A 17,357-nucleotide genomic window follows, 5' to 3' on the forward strand; every position below is an offset into this window, starting at 1 on the left:
TCAAAACAAACCGTCATGGAATGCTGCACAAAACCGCTGCCGGCGGCCTTCGCAGCGCATCGGGGCGTGCTCGGGCCAGGCGATCATGGCCCTCTTTTCTGACAGACCGATGATGCCCGCGAGGGTTCAGGCGCATCGCCCCGAGGGGTGCCGAAAAGGCCGGGCACGCCGCCTGCGACATGCGGACTGATCCACCGGGCGTTTCCCGCTATAATTCCGCGCTTTTCGGGCCGCGCATGGCCTGCAACCGTTTCCAGCCAGGCACATATCCATGACCATCCAGGCCGCCGAAGTCGCCAAACGCCGCACCTTCGCCATCATTTCCCACCCCGACGCCGGTAAGACCACCATCACCGAGAAGCTCCTGCTGATGGGCAAGGCGATCGCGGTCGCCGGTACGGTGAAGTCGCGCAAGTCCGACCGCCACGCGACCTCCGACTGGATGGAGATGGAGAAGCAGCGCGGCATCTCCATCACCACCTCGGTGATGCAGTTCCCCTACCGCGAGCACATGATCAACCTGCTCGACACCCCCGGCCACGAAGACTTCTCCGAAGACACCTACCGCACCCTGACCGCGGTGGACTCGGCGCTGATGGTCCTCGACGGCGGCAAGGGCGTGGAGCCGCGCACCATCGCCCTGATGGACGTGTGCCGCCTGCGCGATACGCCCATCGTCAGCTTCATCAACAAGCTGGACCGCGACATCCGCGACCCCATCGAGCTGCTCGACGAGATCGAGGCGGTGCTGAAGATCAAGGCCGCGCCCATCACCTGGCCCATCGGCTGCTACAAGGACTTCAAGGGCGTCTACCACCTGGCCGCCGACAAGATCATCGTCTACACCCCGGGCCACGGCCACGAGCGCACCGAGATCAAGGTGATCGAGAAGCTCGACTCGGACGAAGCCCGCGCGCACCTGGGCGACCTCTATGACAACTTCGTCGAGCAACTCGAGCTGGTACAGGGTGCCTGCCACGAGTTCGATGAAGAGGAGTTCCACCAGGGCCGCATGACCCCGGTGTTCTTCGGCACCGCGCTGGGCAACTTCGGCGTCGACCAGGTGCTCGACGCCGTGGTCGACTGGGCCCCGCGCCCGCTGTCGCGCGCCGCCCACGAGCGCGTGGTGGAGCCGACCGAGGAGAAGTTCTCCGGCTTCGTGTTCAAGATCCAGGCGAACATGGACCCCAAGCACCGCGACCGCATCGCCTTCATGCGCATCTGCTCGGGCAAGTACGAGAAGGGCATGAAGATGCGCCACGTGCGCCTGGGCAAGGACGTGAAGATCGCCGACGCGCTGACCTTCTTCTCCAGCGAGCGCGAGCAGCTCGATGAAGCCTTCGCCGGCGACATCATCGGCCTGCACAACCACGGCACCATCCAGATCGGCGACACCTTCACCGAAGGCGAGGCGCTGGGCTTCACCGGTATCCCGCACTTCGCCCCCGAGCTGTTCCGCCGCGTGCGCCTGAAGGACCCGCTGAAATCCAAGCAGCTGCGCCAGGGCCTGCAGGAACTGGCCGAGGAAGGCGCCACCCAGGTGTTCTTCCCCGAGCGCAACAACGACATCATCCTCGGCGCGGTCGGCGTGCTGCAGTTCGACGTCGTCGCCAGCCGCCTGAAGGAGGAATACAAGGTCGAGTGCGCCTACGAGCAGATCAACGTCTGGTCGGCGCGCTGGATCGAGTGCAAGGACGAGAAGAAGCTCAAGGAGTTCAAGGACAAGGCCATGGAGAACCTCTCCGTGGACGGCGGCGGCCACCTCACCTACCTGGCCCCGACCCGCGTCAACCTGGCCCTGATGGAAGAGCGCTGGCCGGACATCAAGTTCCGCGCCACCCGCGAACACCACTGATCGCGAGCGCCGATCGAGGCGCCGCTTCCCGGCGGCGCCTCTGGGCTAGGCTGTACCCCATCCCCTGATGCGACCGCCGCCCCGATGCTGATCGACACCCACACCCACCTGGACTTTCCCGAGTTCGACGCCGACCGCGCCGAGGTGCTCGACCGCGCCCGTGCGCTGGGCGTGAAGCGTCAGGTGCTGATGGGCGTGACGCGGGGCAATTGGCAACGTATCTGGGAGCTGGCCACCACCCAGGACGACCTCTACGCCGCGTTCGGCCTGCACCCCATCTACCTGGGCGAACACCAGCCTGCCCACCTGGATGAACTGCGCACGATGCTCCTGGCCCATGCCGGGCACCCCAAGCTCTGCGCGGTTGGCGAGATCGGCCTGGACTATTACCTCGAAGACCTCGACCGCGACGCCCAGCAGGCGCTGTTCGAGGCCCAGCTCGCCATCGCGGCCGACGCACAGTTGCCGGTGCTGCTGCACGTGCGCAGAAGCCACGCGGCAGTGATCGCCACCCTCAAGCGCTTCCGCCTGCAACGGGCCGGCATCGTCCACGCCTTCGCCGGCAGCGTCGAGGAAGCGCGCGAGTACCTGAAGCTGGGCTTCCGCCTGGGCCTCGGCGGCGCCCCCACCTGGCCCCAGGCCAACCGCTTGCGCAAGGTGGTGCCGCAGTTGCCGCTGGAAGCCATCGTGCTGGAGACCGATGCCCCGGACATGGCGCCGTCCATGCATCCGCAGCAACGCAACAGCCCCGAGTACCTGCCGGACATCTGCGCCAATCTCGCCGACTTGCTGGGCATCCCCCCGGACGCGCTAGCCGCCGCCAGCAGCCGCAACGCCTGCGAGCTGTTCGGCTGGGAGCCCCTCCCGGGCTGAAGCCCGGGCTACGAAGCTCCACAGGCCAGATGTAGGGTGGGCTTCAGCCCACCGGCGGCGCCTCCAATAAACGAAAAAGCCCGCCAATCGGCGGGCTTTTGCGTGGCGCACCGGATCAGACGCGGAACGCGCCGATCAGCTGCTTGAGCTGCGCAACCTGCTCGGAAAGCTGGCGGCTGGCCTGCTCGGTCTGGCTGGCGCCCAGGGCGGTGCGCTCGCCGGCGCTGTTGATCTCGACGATGTTCTGGTCGATGTCGTGGGCCACGGCGGTCTGCTGCTCGGCAGCGGCGGCGATCTGCTGGTTCTGGTCGACGATCATGCCCACCGCCCCCAGGATGTTCTCCAGCGCCTGCTGCACGCGGCCGGACTGGTTGACGGTGCCGTCGGCCATCTGGTGGCTGGTGTTCATCGCTTTGACCGCCGCGCCAACGCCGCCCTGGAGCTTGGCGATCATCTGCTCGATCTCCTCGGTCGACTGCTGGGTGCGCTTGGCCAGGGTACGGACCTCGTCGGCCACCACGGCGAAGCCGCGACCCTGTTCACCGGCGCGGGCGGCCTCGATGGCGGCATTGAGCGCCAGCAGGTTGGTCTGCTCGGCGATGCCCTTGATCACCTCCAGCACGCGGCTGATGGAGGCGCTGTCGGAGGCGAGCTGGTTGATCACGTTCACCGACTGCTCGATCTCCTGGGCCAGGCGCTCGATGCTGCCAAGCTGGGATTCCACCAGGGCGCGGCCGCTGACGGTCTCCTCGTTCACGCTGTGCGCGCTGTTCACTGCGGCGGCGGCACTGCGGGCGACCTCCTGGGCAGTGGCGGACATCTCGTTCATCGCCGTGGCCACCTGCTCGATCTGGCTGCGCTGGCCGGCGACGGCCTGGTTGCTCTCCTCCGAGACGTTCTGCACGCGTCCCGCCTGGCGCTCGACCTCGACGACGGTCTGGCCGACCAGCTCGATCAGGTCATGGATCTTCGCCACCGTGCCGTTGAACACCTGGCCCAGCTCGCCCAGCTCATCGCGGCTCTGGGCGCGGAAGTTGACGGTCATGTCGCCGGCGGCGACCTGGTCCATGACCCGGCCGAGGCTCTTGAGGGTGGTGCGGGTGGAGACGTAGAAACCGCTGTAGAGGTAGACGATGGCGAGGAACACCACCACCAGGGCGACCACCAGCAGCACGGTCTGGGCGCGCTTCTCGCCGAGGCGCTTTTCCAGCTCGCTCTTGAGGAAGCCGAGCGCGGCGTCATTGAGCTGGTAGGTCTTGTCCATCTGCGCGGTGGCCTGGTCGTAGAACTGCGGCCAGGGGGTGTCGAGGGTGTCGGCCATGATCACCTGGTCCTCGAACAGCGTGGCGCTCTGCTTGAGGGTCTCGCGGCTGGCGTTGCCGAGGTCGGCCAGGGCCGCCTGGGCGCGCGGGTTGCCGTTGAGGGCGTCCTGGATCTTCAGGCCGTATTCGGAGCCGATCTTCTCCAGCTCCAGCAGCAGGTCGTCCAGCTTGGTGCTGGCGGCGGAATTGAGGAAACCCTGGCCCAGGGAGTAGGCGCCGATGGCGCGCCCCTTGCTGATGGCGGCGGTGACGGTCGAGGTGACCCCGGTGACCAGCTCGGCCACCTGGCGCACGTCGCGCTGGCTGTCCTGGCTGAGGCCGGCCTGGCTGGCGACCAGCTTGATGAACACCTGGGCGTTGCCCAACTGCTTCTCGATCATGGCGCTCTTGCTCTGCAGGGACGTCTCTTTACCGGCCGCCTGCAGGCCCTTGAGCATCTCCTCGCGCTTGTTGTTGAACTCGGCGACCTGTTCCGGATCGGTGGTGACGGGTGCGAGTTTCTCGAGGGCGTCGGCCAGGTCCTTCTCCAGCTTGCCGATGCGCGTATCGAGATCGCCGGCCTGCCCGGACTGGCCGATCAGCGAATTGATCAGCACCAGGTCGTTGAGGTTTTCCAGGTTGCGCCGGATGCCCTGGCTGGCGCCCAGCAGATCGAGGCTTTCCAGCTCGGAACGGGTGCTGACGAATTCCTGGTAGGACTCGCGCACCAGGTAGAAGTTGGTGACCAGCATCGGCAGGAAGAACAACACGCTGATCAGACTGAATTTCATGCCGAAGCTGAGGCGATTCATCAGCGCGATGGCCGGATACAACACGGTCTTCACAAGACGTCTCCTGTTTCCTAATTATTCTTATGGGTCGCCTCGGGGGCGGCCAAGGATCGCATCTGGCAGTGCGGCCGTCCCAGATCGTCCGACCTGTGGGTGACAGATAAGGACTAACGATGCCGCGCAATAAACGTGATGCATGTCACGAAATGCCCGACAAGGTGCAGGAACTGTGTACCTGATATCGGCGGAACATTCTGTAACTTAAGGTTAAGAACGCTCGGAGCGCGACCCGGCAGGCGCGGGCCGGACCGGCGGCATTGCGCCGCCGGTCGCATCGTCAGAACAGAAGGGTCCAGAGGGCGAAGCCGGCGTACCAGAGCACGGCGGCCCGGACCAGCAGGTGCCAGAGCGCATCCAGGCTGGCCACGCCCGCCTCACCGGCCGTGTCGTCCGGCAGCTCGCCGGCGGCGCGCCCGGCGATGACCACGAAGCGCTCGGCGGCGATGTCCCAGTTCAGCAACTCATGCAGCAGCACGCGGCTGACCGCGACGAAATTGCCCACCAGCGAGAAGCTCGCTGCCAGCACCCGCACCGGCACCCAATCGAAGGCATGGCGCATCTGCGCGGCACGCTCGCGCAGGGCGGGCTCCTCGGCGTGCTCGGCGGCCAGGGCCAGCAGGCGATAGGCCAGGGCCGCAACCGGGCCCAGCAGGAAGTACCAGAAGATCACCGCGAAGAAGCTCTGGTAGGCCTGCCAGACGAGATGCCCCTGAACCCGCAGCAGCAGGTCATCGCCCTCTTCCACCTCGAGGCCCAGGTCACGCTCGGCGACATGGTAGGCGCCCTGTACGTCACCCCGGCGCCAGGCATCGCGGAAGGAGCCGAGGTCCGCCTGGACGTCACCGCGCCCGAGGGCGTAGATCACCACCAGCAGGTGCAACGGCAAGGCCAGCCAACCATAGGCGAGCGGTTGCAGGGCCATCAGCAAGAGGGCCAGGACCACCAATGGCAGCACCACCAGCAGGCCGAGGATCGCCCAGGGGCGCCCGGCCAGGCGCGGGTTGCCGGAAAGGCGGGCCAGCTGGCGCAGCCAGGGCCCGTCCTGCTGGATGCGCTGGCGCAGGCTGGAGAACTTCTCCACCCAGAGCACCAGCAGGAGAACCAGGAAACTCATGCGTCTACCTCCTTGTCGTGCAGGCTGGCGCGAAAGCGCGCCCAATCGAATCCGGGACCGGGATCGGTCTTGCGCCCGGGAGCGATGTCGCTGTGCCCCCGGACACGCTCCGGGGTGATCCCGGGATAGGCGCGCAGCAGGCCGCGCGCGAGCTGGCCGAGCACGGTGTACTGGGCCTCGGAATAGGGCTGGTCGTCGGTGCCCTCCAACTCGATGCCGAGGGAAAAGTCGTTGCAGTTCTCACGCCCCTCGAAGAAGGACTTGCCGGCATGCCAGGCGCGGTCCAGGCAGGAGACGAACTGGGTGACGGCGCCGTCGCGCTCGATGAGGAAGTGCGCCGAGACCTGCATGGCGGCGATGTCGGCGAAGTAGGGATGCTCGGCGGCGTCCAGCCGGTTCTGGAAGAACTGCTGGACCTTGCCGGTGCCGAACTGGCCGGGCGGCAGGCTGATGTTGTGGATGACCAGCAGGGAGATCTCCCCCTCCGGGCGGGCATTGAAGTTCGGCGAGGGGCAGTGGCGGGCGCCTTGGCACCAACCTGTCGCGGGGTCCGGCTGCATGGTGGGCTCCTTGGTTGGCGGACACTCTAGAGCAGGCGAAGCCCAGGGCCAAGGCCCTGAAACGACGACGCCCGGCAAGCCGGGCGTCGGGGGGCGGAGCGAGGGATCAGGCGCCCTTGAGTCGGCGCAGGTTGCCGATGACCGACTCCAGCGCGCGGTCGAACAACAGGGCGTCGTCCAGCAGGCGGATGGCCTGGCGGCGGAACTCGACGGCCAGCCCCATGCGGGTCTTCTCCAGCACCTTCATGCCGGTGCGGTTGACGAAGATGTACTTGCCGGTGGGCTTGATGATGGCCGCCAGCTTGCAGCGCACCTTGTGCTCCTCGTCTTCCTGGAACTCGACCCAGCTGCCGACACGCAGGTTGTCGACCTGGTCCAGGGCCTCGTCGTCATCCGGCAGGGCGGCTTCGGGCTCGGGCGCACGGGTCTCGCCCGGTGCGAGCAGGACGATCTCCTCGACCACCTCGACCATCGCCGGCGCTTCGGCGGGCATGCCCACCTCCAGGTCGGCGGGCAGGTCGAGCAGGGGCATCTCGATTTCCGCGATGACGCCCGGCTCCTGGCCTTCCTCGGCGTCCACCACCGGAGCCGGTACGGGCTCGGTCTCGACGCGCTTGAAGCGCTGGAAGGCCTGCACGTGCAGGGTTTCCAGCTGGCTGAAGAATTCGCTGGTGGAGAACGGGTCGAAAGCGGCGCTGGTCAGCCCCTCGCGCAGCGCCTTGAGCAGGCCGGGGACCAGTTCCAGGAGGCGCATGCGTGCCTCGGGCGCTTCGTGGGACTCCACGCTCCAGATCAGGTCGTCCATGGTCGACAGGGTGGCCTGCCATTCCTCGGAGCCGACGCCGTGCTTGAGGCAGGTCAGCAGCATGACCTTGCTCCAGGCCTCCTGCAGCAGGCGCACCACCACTTCGGGCAGGGTGCGGCCCAAGAGACGCTCGTTCAGGGCCTGCTCGACCTGCTGGCGTGCCAGCTCGGCCTTGGCGCGACCTTCCTCGGCATCACGGGTGCGCTGTTCCAGCAGATCACTGCGACGGCGCTCGTCACCGGTGTAGGCGAGGAAGTCGGACAGCAGGTCGGAGAAGATGGTCGGGTCGTCGACGAAATCGTTCAGCAGGCGCAGCACGACCTGCTCGATGCGCTGGTACAGGGCATCGCGCTGGACGTCGTCCTGCTCGCTCCAGCCCATGGCGGCCGAGGCGATCTCGTTGAGCAGCCGGCGCGCCGGGTGGCTGCCACGGCTGAAGAAGGTCTTGTCCAGCACCGCGACCTTGAGCATCGGAATCTGCAGGCGGCCGATCAGGGCCTTGAGCGAATCCGGCAGGGAGCGGTCATCGAGGATGAACTCGAAGAGCATCGACACCAGGTTGATGACGTCGTCGTCCACCTGGCCCACGACACGGGACTTGCCGCTCTTGGCGCTGGCACGGGTGAGCAGGTTGTCGAGCTGGAAGCGCAGGTCGACATCACTCGCATTCTGCGCAGGCAGGTGCTGCTGGAGGTGCGAGAGCAGGCGCATCAGGTCGTTGCTGGTGATGGGCACCGCATCGGCCGGTACCTCGCGACGCCCCATGCCGATCCCGGCGCCGGTACCGGAACCCCGGACCTGGGACAGCAGCTCCTGGAGGGCGCCGAAGACTTCCTGCACGCCTTCGTCCATGTAGGCGCCTTCACCGGCAACCTGGCCACCTTCGGCGGCCTGGGCGGAGCGGGCGGCACCCGGGGCGCGCCCCTGGGGACGACGGGCCGGCGGCGCGGACTTGAGCTCGGGCAGCACACCGGCGGTGATCAGCGCCTGGTTGGATTCGGCGTAGAGCTGGTCGAGGTCGCTGAGGACGTACTTCTCGAACAGCTTGAAGATGATCAGCTTGACCTTGATCTCCACGCCCAGGCTGCGGCAGGCATCGAGGAAGGCTTCGCACAGCGCGCGCGGGCCGAGCGGGTTGCTCTTGTCCTCGATCTTCTTGGTGACCAGGGTGTTGAGGCGGGTGGTCAGGTGGCCAAGGGCGATGCCGTCGCGGCTCATCACCTTGGCGACCATGGCGTCGAGGGCGACGGACTCTTCCAGCTCGTCGTTCTGCACCAGGCTCAGGCTTTCGAAGGAGACCGCATCCAGCACCGGCGGCTTGCCGATCTCGTACTGGTTGAGGTTGGAGAAGGTCTCGAACACTTTCTGCAGGAAGCCGCGCTCAATGCTCTTGCGCTTCAGGCGCAAGTCGCGCATCGCCTCGAAGAAGGCGTTCTGCTCGGCGTTGCTGGTCGCACGGTCGGCCATCTGGAAGAGGGTGTCGTCCGCGTTGTCGAATAGCGCCTGCAGCGCTTGCTTCAGCTGTTGTGCAGCCTTGTCGCGCACCTGGATAAGTGCCACGGGCAGCCTTCCTACCGGCGAAGTTGGCGATAGCTCGGAGGCGCCCTTGTTCAGGGGCACCACGTTCGCGTCGGTCTGCATAGCGAATCTCCCGCAACCAGCGCCCGAACTAGGGGGCTTCGCTGGTTGCACAGCTATAAACGGGGAGTTATCCCTAACGTCAAGCTTCTGGCGTCAAATAGAGAAAGTCAGAATCATTATAGGGATACTCACGTCGCAACCAAGGGGAGATTTCCTCCAGACATGAAATACGTCACAGATGTCCCTGCCCTTTGTAGGCCGGCCTCTGTCAGACCTACCCATCCCCTGAATATCTAGCAGAAAGCCCAAGACAGTTGCCACCAACGCTGTACCAGCGGTCGCCTGCCTCTATAATCGCGCCATTCTGCAGCGGAGCATCCCATGCCCAACCTCAAACTCGCCGACCTGAACGCGGAAATCGAAGCCAACGTGCGCCGCGCCCTGACCGAGGACGTCGGCAGCGGCGACATCACCGCCCAACTGATCCCCGAGGAGCGCCTGGCCCACGCAACCATCATCACCCGTGAAGCGGCGGTCATTGCTGGGACCGCGTGGGTCGATGCGGTGTTCCGTCAGATCGACCCACGGGTGGCGGTGCACTGGCAGGTGGCCGATGGCGACAAGGTGCGGCCGAACCAGCCGCTGTTCCACCTCGAAGGACCCGCCCGCGCCCTGCTCAGCGGCGAGCGCAGCGCGCTGAACTTCCTCCAGTGCCTCTCCGGCGTCGCCACCCGCGTCGCCCACTACGTGGAACTGGTACAGGGCACCCAGGTGAAGCTGCTGGACACCCGCAAGACCCTCCCCGGCCTGCGCCTGGCGCAGAAGTACGCCGTTACCTGCGGCGGCGGCCATAACCACCGCATCGGCCTGTACGACGCCTTCCTCATCAAGGAAAACCACATCGCCGCCTGCGGCGGTATCGCGGAAGCCATCACCACCGCCCACCGCATCGCCCCCGGCAAGCCGGTGGAGATCGAAGTGGAAAGCCTCGACGAACTCAACCAGGCCCTGGCCGCCGGCGCCGACATCGTCATGCTCGACGAACTCAGCCTCGACGACATGCGCACCGCCGTCACCCTCACCGCCGGCCGCGCCAAGCTCGAAGCCTCCGGCGGCATCAACGACACCACCCTGCGCACCATCGCCGAGACCGGCGTCGACTACATCTCCATCGGCACCCTGACCAAAGACGTCAGGGCCGTCGACCTGTCGATGCGCCTGAGCATCTGACCCTTTCCTTTATATAGCGCCCAACAAAAAGCCCCGCCGAAGCGGGGCTTTTTGTTTGAGCTGGTGCCGGAGACAGGAATCGAACCTGCGACCTTCGCGTTACGAGTGCGCTGCTCTACCTACTGAGCTACACCGGCGGCGGGGCGGAATTTAGCATTGAGCGGAGGGGCAATCAATGTGCTCATTTCTCGAAAAGGACAGAGAAATCGACGCCTGGGAAGGCCACCTCTGCTTCTTCAAGAGCAGTACTTATGAAACCCTCAATACCACTGGTTCCATAGTAGATACGACTCTCTCGCACAGTTTCTTTACCCGCCTCTACATCCCCCATGGCAACCTGAATGATAGCAAGCCGCGCCATCAGCGGTGGATACGGTACATAGCCCCGAAATCTTTCCAGAACCTCGCGCTCCTGAGCCGCTGTTTTTTTAGACACCTGGAAGTTGGCGAAATAAATAATATAGCTCGTCGACTCCATCAGGGGGTCCTTCATCATGGCGCTCATGAAGTCGTACTGCTCAACCTTCACTGGCGCCCGAACAAGATACTGGACGTAGGACCAGTAAAAACGCTCCACTAAAGGCACATAAACAGCCAGCGTTACAAACAACACAAAACCAAGAACAATCGAAAAAATCTTGTGTAGACGAAGCTTCAGCACTACTCCCGTACTAGACAGACTTCCTATCAGCAAAAGGTTCAGAATCAGAAAATTCATTATCCACAGCGGAAACTCAAACAAACTATAAATTGCAAATATCAAAACAATGGAAACCGGCAGCTGACTAGCTTCATCCTTCAAAGCAGACCATGCTAAAAAGCAGAAGAACACACCAAACACCAGACACCAAACACCTCCCAGCACTCCCAACTCAACAAGCAACTGCAAGACGACATTGTGACTGTGCGTAAATAACCCCGCACTTGAGCTTATTCCCTGAGCAATGTGCTCTGTATACGCAGCATGAGAATAGTTTCCAACCCCAACCCCCAGCCAGGGACTCCCCTTCCAAACATCAAATGCGATCTTCCACTCCGTCAGTCGCGCCGGGCTGTCTACCCCACGCTGCCCAATAGCTTGCAAACGGCCATCCAGCACACCCTCCGGGACGAACTGAGAGAACAACTGGATCAGTTCAGGCACAACGGGCATTAGAGCGAGAGTACAAAGCACACCACAAGTCAGCACCGCGCAGTATCGCCCTCGCGCCTGCCCCCTCAGCCATAAAAAAATCACTAGACAAAGCCATGCGAGCAATGCAGACCTGGACCCAGACATCAGCAGCCCGAGAATGCATAAAGCCGCGCCAATAATCAGAGAAATAGCATTGATAGCACGCCGGTGGTGTAGCCATGCTCCAGATAGGACCCCCATCAAACAGAGATACCCGAAGTAGTTGCTCTGCCCGATTAAGCCAATCATTCGCTCCGTCTGAACCTTGGGGACAAAAGCGTCGAATCCAGTCCATAGAAGGCCAAAATGTCTAAGCCCCCCCACGACAGCTCCAAATACTGCGCAGACGAACAACACCCAAGCCAAACGATCAGCAGTACGCCAATCGGACCAGTCCAGCTGCTCACCCACGACTAAAGCCAGCGCCCCCATAAACCAATATAGAAGGTATGCAAGTTTCCCCGAGTCGAAAGTAGCTGGCTGAATCAGTGCAGAGACAAGGAAAAGCCCGCCCAATACCAGCCAAAGGGCAGAGACCACCGAAAACCGATATTCCCGGTGACACCACATCAGCCAAGCTGAACCCGCTACCACGGAACACGCTGCGATGAGCTCTTCAATGTAGTTAAGCGAAGGAAAGAGATGGAGTGGGTTGCTAAAGGAAATCGCTAGCATCACCACAATGAAAGAGAAAACCCGCAGAGCATTTGGCCTAAGCATTCTTGGCAACTCATTGACGTTTTTTGTCAGTTTTACCCTGCCTACTCTGGCCGCCACCCGCAGGGAGCGCCTCAGAGAAAGTTGGCAAGACTCTTGCTTAAAGCATGTCAGCTGCCAATGCAGTCGTAAACATCTACCTCGGAGAAACACGAATGAAAGCTCAAAAAGGCTTCACCCTGATCGAACTGATGATTGTTGTCGCCATTATTGGCATCCTGGCCGCCATCGCCATCCCGGCGTACCGCAACTACATCGCTCGCTCGGAAGCAAATACCGGCCTCCAGGCCATTGCTCCGCTGAAGACCGCAGTGGAAGATGCTTTTGCTCGTGGAGTAGCTGGCGGATCCCTCAGCAGCCTCGGCCTGCTGGGTACCACCTCCAGCGCCAGCCCCCTGGGCACAATCGCCGCCAACTTTGCTGCCGATGGAAGCGGTACTCTGACCTTCACCTTCGACAACCAGGCCAGCCCGGCTCTGAAGCAACCCTCTGTGGCTGTCCATACTCTCCGTCGTGCCACTGATGGAAGCTGGGTCTGCAACTCCACTGCCAACGCAGACTTCCGTCCTCGCGGCTGCAACTGATTTAATCTGCTCTAAACAAGGCACCTTCGGGTGCCTTGTTTATTTCTGCCTGTATTGCTCTAGTACACTCTTGAGATACACCAGCCAAACGGATGCATGCTTGATGAGCGACTCAATTCCCCTCACAGGTCTGGCGCGCCAGATCGTCATCGCGGAGCTGCTTGACGAGAAAAGTGCTCAGCAAGCACAGCAGCAGGCGCTGCGCAATAAAATGTCGCTGGTGACCTATATCGTTCAGAACAAGCTGGTGAAGAGCCGCCCACTGGCGGAGATTGCTGCCGAGCAGTTCGGGGTTCCCTTCTTTGACCTCAGCGCTATCGACAAGGACTCCCAGCCCAAAGACCTCATCAGCGAAAAACTGGTTCGCCAGCATCGTGTCATCCCTCTATGGAGGAGGGGCAACAAGCTCTTCATTGGTGTATCAGACCCAACCAATCATCAAGCCATCACAGATGTGCAGTTCAGTACCGGACTGACAACGGAAGCGATCCTTGTCGAAGACGACAAGATCGGCGAAGCGATAGAGCGCTTCTTCGAGTCGTCAAACAGCGGCATGGATGATTTAGGCGATGTCGACTTGGATGGTGTCGATATCGAGGCAGTGGATGATGACAAGGACGATAAAGGTGGGGGAGGTGATGCTGACGATGCTCCAGTTGTTCGCTTCGTCAACAAAATGCTACTCGACGCAATCAAGGGAGGCTCTTCAGACCTTCATTTTGAACCCTACGAGAAAAGCTACCGAGTCCGCCTTCGCACCGACGGCATTCTCCATGAAGTGGCACGTCCCCCTATACAGCTAGCTAGCAGGATCTCTGCTCGCTTAAAGGTCATGGCCGCCCTTGACATCTCCGAACGCCGCAAACCACAGGACGGTCGGATAAAGATGAAGATTTCCAAGACCAAGGCCATCGACTTCCGCGTCAATAGCCTGCCGACGCTCTGGGGCGAAAAGATCGTGATGCGGATTCTCGACCCTTCCAGTGCTCAGATGGGTATCGATGCCCTCGGGTACGAGGAGGTGCAGAAAGAGCTCTATCTAAGCGCCCTGAAACAGCCTCAAGGCATGATCTTGGTGACAGGCCCAACTGGTTCGGGCAAAACGGTTTCGCTTTATACTGGCCTAAACATCCTCAATACGGTCGATATCAACATATCCACAGCTGAAGACCCTGTGGAAATCAACCTGGAAGGCATCAACCAAGTCAACGTCAATCCGCGCCAGGGCATGGACTTCGCCCAGGCCCTTCGCGCCTTTCTACGCCAAGACCCGGACGTGATCATGGTCGGCGAGATTCGTGACCTCGAGACTGCCGAAATCGCCATCAAGGCGGCGCAGACCGGTCACATGGTGATGTCCACGCTGCACACTAACAGCGCAGCGGAAACCTTGACCCGCCTGCGCAACATGGGGGTCCCGGCCTTCAATATCGCAACGTCGGTCAACCTCATCATCGCGCAGCGCCTGGCCAGGAAGCTCTGCAGCAGTTGCAAGAAGGAGGTCGAGGTGCCTCGTGAAACGCTGCTCAAGGAAGGCTTCCCCGAGAGCAAGATCGGCACTTTCAAGATCTATGGCCCTGCGGGTTGCGAAAACTGCAAGGGAGGCTACAAGGGCAGGGTCGGTATTTATGAAGTGGTTAAAAACACGGCTGCGCTACAACGCATTATCATGGAGGAAGGCAACTCCATTGATATCGCTGCGCAGATGCGTAAAGACGGCTTCAATGATCTGCGCGCTTCGGGCCTGCTGAAAGCCATGCAAGGCGTAACCAGCCTCGAGGAAGTCAACCGCGTGACCAAGGACTAATCCATGGCGGAAAAAGCACTAAAAGCGAGCGTCTTCAAATGGGAAGGCACCGACAAGAAAGGTAGCAAGGTCAGCGGTGAAATCAGCGGACTTAACCCTGCGCTGGTGAAAGCGCAACTGCGCAAGCAAGGGGTCAACCCGACAAAGGTACGTAAGAAAGCGGCCTCCCTTTTCGGTGCGGGCAAGAAGATCAAGCCTTTGGACATTGCGCTTTTCACTCGACAAATGGCCACCATGATGAAGGCAGGTGTTCCTCTTCTTCAAAGCTTTGACATCATCGGAGAAGGATTCGACAACCAGAACATGCGCAAACTGGTTGATGAAGTGAAGCAAGAGGTGGCCTCGGGCAACAGCCTCGCCAACTCACTTCGTAAGAAACCACTCTTCTTTGATGACCTTTATTGCAACTTGGTGGACTCAGGCGAACAGGCGGGCGCACTCGAAAACCTCCTTGACCGTATTGCCACCTATAAGGAAAAGACCGAATCCCTGAAGGCCAAGATCAAGAAGGCGATGACATACCCCATCGCAGTCGTCCTAGTGGCATTGATTGTATCGGCCATCCTATTGATCAAGGTCGTCCCCCAGTTCCAAGCGATATTCTCGGGCTTTGGAGCAGAGCTGCCAGCCTTTACTCAGATGGTCATCAATCTCTCTGAGGTCTTGCAAACCTGGTGGTTCGTCTTCCTGATCGCTATTTTTGGTGCTTCCTTTACGTTGCGTGAAGCACATCGGCGCTCCGAGAAGTTCCGCGATGCCATGGATCGTGGGGTCCTGAAGCTGCCGATAGTAGGTGACATCCTCTACAAGTCTGCTGTTGCCCGGTTCGCACGCACGTTGTCCACTACATTTGCTGCGGGTGTTCCGCTCGTGGAGGCACTGGACTCAGTATCTGGCGCCACGGGCAACGTGGTTTTCAAAAACGCGGTCACCAAGGTCAAGCAGGACGTCTCCACCGGCATGCAGCTGAACTTCTCCATGCGCACCACTGGGGTATTCCCATCCATGGCCATCCAGATGACAGCCATTGGTGAAGAGTCAGGCGCGCTAGACAGCATGCTCGACAAGGTCGCCTCGTTCTATGAGGAAGAAGTCGACAACGCCGTCGACAACCTGACCACGCTGATGGAGCCCATGATCATGGCCGTCCTCGGCGTACTGGTCGGCGGCCTGATCATCGCGATGTACCTGCCTATCTTCCAGCTCGGTTCGGTAGTGGGATAAGTGACAGTCCTCGACTTTCTGGCCGGCAACTTGCCGGCCTTTGTTTTCTGCATATTCCTCCTCGGCCTTCTCGTCGGCAGCTTCCTCAACGTCGTGATCTACCGCCTGCCGGTAATGATGTTCCGCGACTGGAAGGCGCAGGCGCGGGAGGCGTTGGAGTTGCCGGCGGAGCCCAAGGGCGAGACCTTCAACCTGATCCTGCCGAACTCGCGCTGCCCGCATTGCCAGCATGAGATCCAGGCCTGGGAGAACATCCCGGTAGTGAGTTGGCTGGCCTTGGGTGGCAAGTGCTCCTCGTGCAAGGCGCCGATCAAGAAGCGCTACCCGCTGGTGGAACTGGCATGCGGCCTATTGTCGGCCTATGTCGCCTGGCATTTCGGCTTCACCTGGCAGGCCGGGGCGTTCCTGGTGCTGACCTGGGGCCTGCTGGCGATGAGCATGATCGACGTCGACCACCAGCTGCTGCCGGATTCCCTCGTGCTGCCGCTGCTGTGGCTCGGGCTGATCCTCAATAACCAGGGCATGTTCGCCACGCCCAGCGATGCACTCTGGGGCGCGGTGGGCGGCTATCTCAGCCTGTGGTCGGTGTACTGGGCGTTCAAGCTGGTGACCAGCAGGGAAGGCATGGGCTACGGCGACTTCAAGCTGCTGGCGATGCTCGGCGCCTGGGGTGGCTGGCAGGTGCTGCCACTGACCATCCTGCTGTCATCCCTGGTGGGCGCGATACTGGGGATCATCATCCTCAAGCTGCGCGACGCGGACAGCAGCACGCCCATCCCCTTCGGCCCCTACCTGGCCATTGCCGGCTGGATTGCATTGCTCTGGGGTGATCAAATAACCGGGACCTATCTCCACTTCGCCGGTTTCTGATGAACAAACCCTGGATCCTTGGCCTTACGGGCGGCATCGGCAGCGGCAAGAGCGCCGTCGCCTCCCATTTCGGCAACCTCGGCGTGCACCTGGTGGACGCCGACCATGCGGCGCGCTGGGTGGTCGAGCCCGGCCGCCCTGCCCTCGCACAGATCACCGAGCACTTTGGCCGCGATGTGCTGCAGGCCGACGGCCAGCTCGATCGCGCCACGCTGCGCCAGCGCATCTTCGAGCAGCCGGAAGAGCGCCGCTGGCTGGAAAACCTGCTGCACCCACTGATAGGCGAGGAGATCGTCCGCGACCTGGCCAGCGCCCAATCGCCCTACGCCATCCTCGTCTCGCCGCTGCTGATCGAGTCCGGCCAGCACCGCATGACCCAGCGCGTGCTGGTGGTCGACGCACCGGAGGCGGTGCAGGTCCAGCGCACCATGGCCCGGGACAAGGTGTCCGAAGAACAGGTCGGCGCCATCCTCAAGGCCCAGGCCAGCCGCGAAAAACGCCTGGAAGCGGCGGATGACGTCCTGGTCAACGACCGTGACCTGAAATGGCTGCAGCGCGAAGTCGAACGCCTGCACGCCTTCTACCTGACCCTGCGCGGAGGCCAAGCATGAGCCAACCCATGACCGTCGAATGCCCCACCTGTGGCGCCCCCGTCGAATGGGGCCCGCAGAGCCCCAGCCGGCCCTTCTGCTCCGAGCGCTGCAAGCTGATCGACCTGGGCGCCTGGGCCGCCGAGGAACATGCGATCCCCGGCGACATCCAGGAAGACGATCTCTTCTCCAGCGACCTGCCCGAGCGCGGGCACTGAGCC

Annotated in this window: 14 protein-coding genes, 1 tRNA gene and 1 pseudogene; 9 read left to right on the forward strand and 7 right to left on the reverse strand. The window is 62.2% G+C overall.

What is annotated here, in order from left to right:
* The first annotated feature begins 271 nt into the window (after window positions 1–271).
* Both ACYJSS_RS14745 and ACYJSS_RS14750 read left to right on the forward strand, forming a co-directional pair.
* Window positions 272–1,855 carry a peptide chain release factor 3 gene (locus ACYJSS_RS14745; protein WP_111263635.1) on the forward strand — a complete coding sequence of 528 codons (1,584 nt, stop codon included), beginning with the start codon at window positions 272–274 and terminating at the stop codon, window positions 1,853–1,855.
* A gap of 84 nt (window positions 1,856–1,939) precedes the next feature.
* A complete protein-coding gene (locus ACYJSS_RS14750; RefSeq protein WP_111263634.1) occupies window positions 1,940–2,728 on the forward strand; it encodes a TatD family hydrolase in 789 nt (262 codons plus the stop codon).
* Window positions 2,729–2,843: 115 nt separating this feature from the next.
* On the opposite strand, the gene ACYJSS_RS14755 is transcribed toward ACYJSS_RS14750, so the two are convergent.
* From ACYJSS_RS14755 to ACYJSS_RS14775, 5 genes and pseudogenes are all read right to left on the reverse strand, one after another.
* Window positions 2,844–3,557, reverse strand: a complete 714-nt coding sequence (locus ACYJSS_RS14755) for a methyl-accepting chemotaxis protein (protein WP_373874030.1) — start codon at window positions 3,555–3,557, stop codon at window positions 2,844–2,846.
* Between the two features lie 144 nt (window positions 3,558–3,701).
* A pseudogene (locus tag ACYJSS_RS14760) lies at window positions 3,702–4,841 on the reverse strand (HAMP domain-containing protein); the annotation flags it as partial.
* A 316-nt stretch (window positions 4,842–5,157) separates the two neighbouring features.
* Window positions 5,158–5,994 carry a regulatory signaling modulator protein AmpE gene (ampE, locus tag ACYJSS_RS14765; RefSeq protein WP_111263632.1) on the reverse strand — a complete coding sequence of 279 codons (837 nt, stop codon included), beginning with the start codon at window positions 5,992–5,994 and terminating at the stop codon, window positions 5,158–5,160.
* Window positions 5,991–6,554, reverse strand: a complete 564-nt coding sequence (gene ampD, locus ACYJSS_RS14770; RefSeq protein ID WP_111263631.1) for a 1,6-anhydro-N-acetylmuramyl-L-alanine amidase AmpD — start codon at window positions 6,552–6,554, stop codon at window positions 5,991–5,993. Before ampD ends, ampE begins: the two co-directional genes overlap by 4 nt.
* A gap of 106 nt (window positions 6,555–6,660) precedes the next feature.
* On the reverse strand, window positions 6,661–9,000 hold the full coding sequence (locus ACYJSS_RS14775; protein WP_111263630.1) for a DUF1631 domain-containing protein: 2,340 nt from the start codon (window positions 8,998–9,000) through the stop codon (window positions 6,661–6,663).
* Between the two features lie 321 nt (window positions 9,001–9,321).
* Here ACYJSS_RS14775 and nadC point away from each other — a divergent pair, with 321 nt between their 5' ends.
* The gene (gene nadC, locus ACYJSS_RS14780; RefSeq protein ID WP_111263629.1) at window positions 9,322–10,170 is read left to right on the forward strand and encodes a carboxylating nicotinate-nucleotide diphosphorylase; all 849 of its coding nucleotides are present in this window, start codon (window positions 9,322–9,324) and stop codon (window positions 10,168–10,170) included.
* A 61-nt stretch (window positions 10,171–10,231) separates the two neighbouring features.
* On the opposite strand, the gene ACYJSS_RS14785 is transcribed toward nadC, so the two are convergent.
* Window positions 10,232–10,307 (reverse strand) — tRNA-Thr (locus ACYJSS_RS14785).
* Between the two features lie 44 nt (window positions 10,308–10,351).
* Window positions 10,352–12,064 (reverse strand): O-antigen ligase family protein, encoded by a 1,713-nt coding sequence (locus tag ACYJSS_RS14790; RefSeq protein WP_111263628.1) that lies wholly within the window; start codon window positions 12,062–12,064, stop codon window positions 10,352–10,354.
* Between the two features lie 152 nt (window positions 12,065–12,216).
* Here ACYJSS_RS14790 and ACYJSS_RS14795 point away from each other — a divergent pair, with 152 nt between their 5' ends.
* The 6 genes from ACYJSS_RS14795 to yacG all read left to right on the forward strand — a co-directional run bounded on the left by ACYJSS_RS14795 (window position 12,217) and on the right by yacG (window position 17,354).
* Window positions 12,217–12,645 carry a pilin gene (locus tag ACYJSS_RS14795; protein ID WP_111263627.1) on the forward strand — a complete coding sequence of 143 codons (429 nt, stop codon included), beginning with the start codon at window positions 12,217–12,219 and terminating at the stop codon, window positions 12,643–12,645.
* A 103-nt stretch (window positions 12,646–12,748) separates the two neighbouring features.
* Window positions 12,749–14,452 carry a type IV-A pilus assembly ATPase PilB gene (gene pilB / locus ACYJSS_RS14800; protein ID WP_111263626.1) on the forward strand — a complete coding sequence of 568 codons (1,704 nt, stop codon included), beginning with the start codon at window positions 12,749–12,751 and terminating at the stop codon, window positions 14,450–14,452.
* Between the two features lie 3 nt (window positions 14,453–14,455).
* Window positions 14,456–15,676 carry a type II secretion system F family protein gene (locus ACYJSS_RS14805; protein ID WP_111263625.1) on the forward strand — a complete coding sequence of 407 codons (1,221 nt, stop codon included), beginning with the start codon at window positions 14,456–14,458 and terminating at the stop codon, window positions 15,674–15,676.
* Window positions 15,677–16,546, forward strand: coding sequence for a prepilin peptidase (locus ACYJSS_RS14810; RefSeq protein ID WP_111263624.1), 870 nt, complete (start codon window positions 15,677–15,679; stop codon window positions 16,544–16,546).
* Window positions 16,546–17,157: a dephospho-CoA kinase gene (gene coaE / locus ACYJSS_RS14815; protein WP_111263623.1), complete on the forward strand. Its 612-nt coding sequence runs from the start codon at window positions 16,546–16,548 to the stop codon at window positions 17,155–17,157. Before ACYJSS_RS14810 ends, coaE begins: the two co-directional genes overlap by 1 nt.
* Complete coding sequence (gene yacG, locus ACYJSS_RS14820; protein WP_111263622.1) at window positions 17,154–17,354, forward strand: DNA gyrase inhibitor YacG; 201 nt, start codon at window positions 17,154–17,156, stop codon at window positions 17,352–17,354. Before coaE ends, yacG begins: the two co-directional genes overlap by 4 nt.
* The last annotated feature ends 3 nt before the right edge of the window (window positions 17,355–17,357 follow it).

The organism is Pseudomonas sp. No.21 (genome assembly GCF_054558415.1).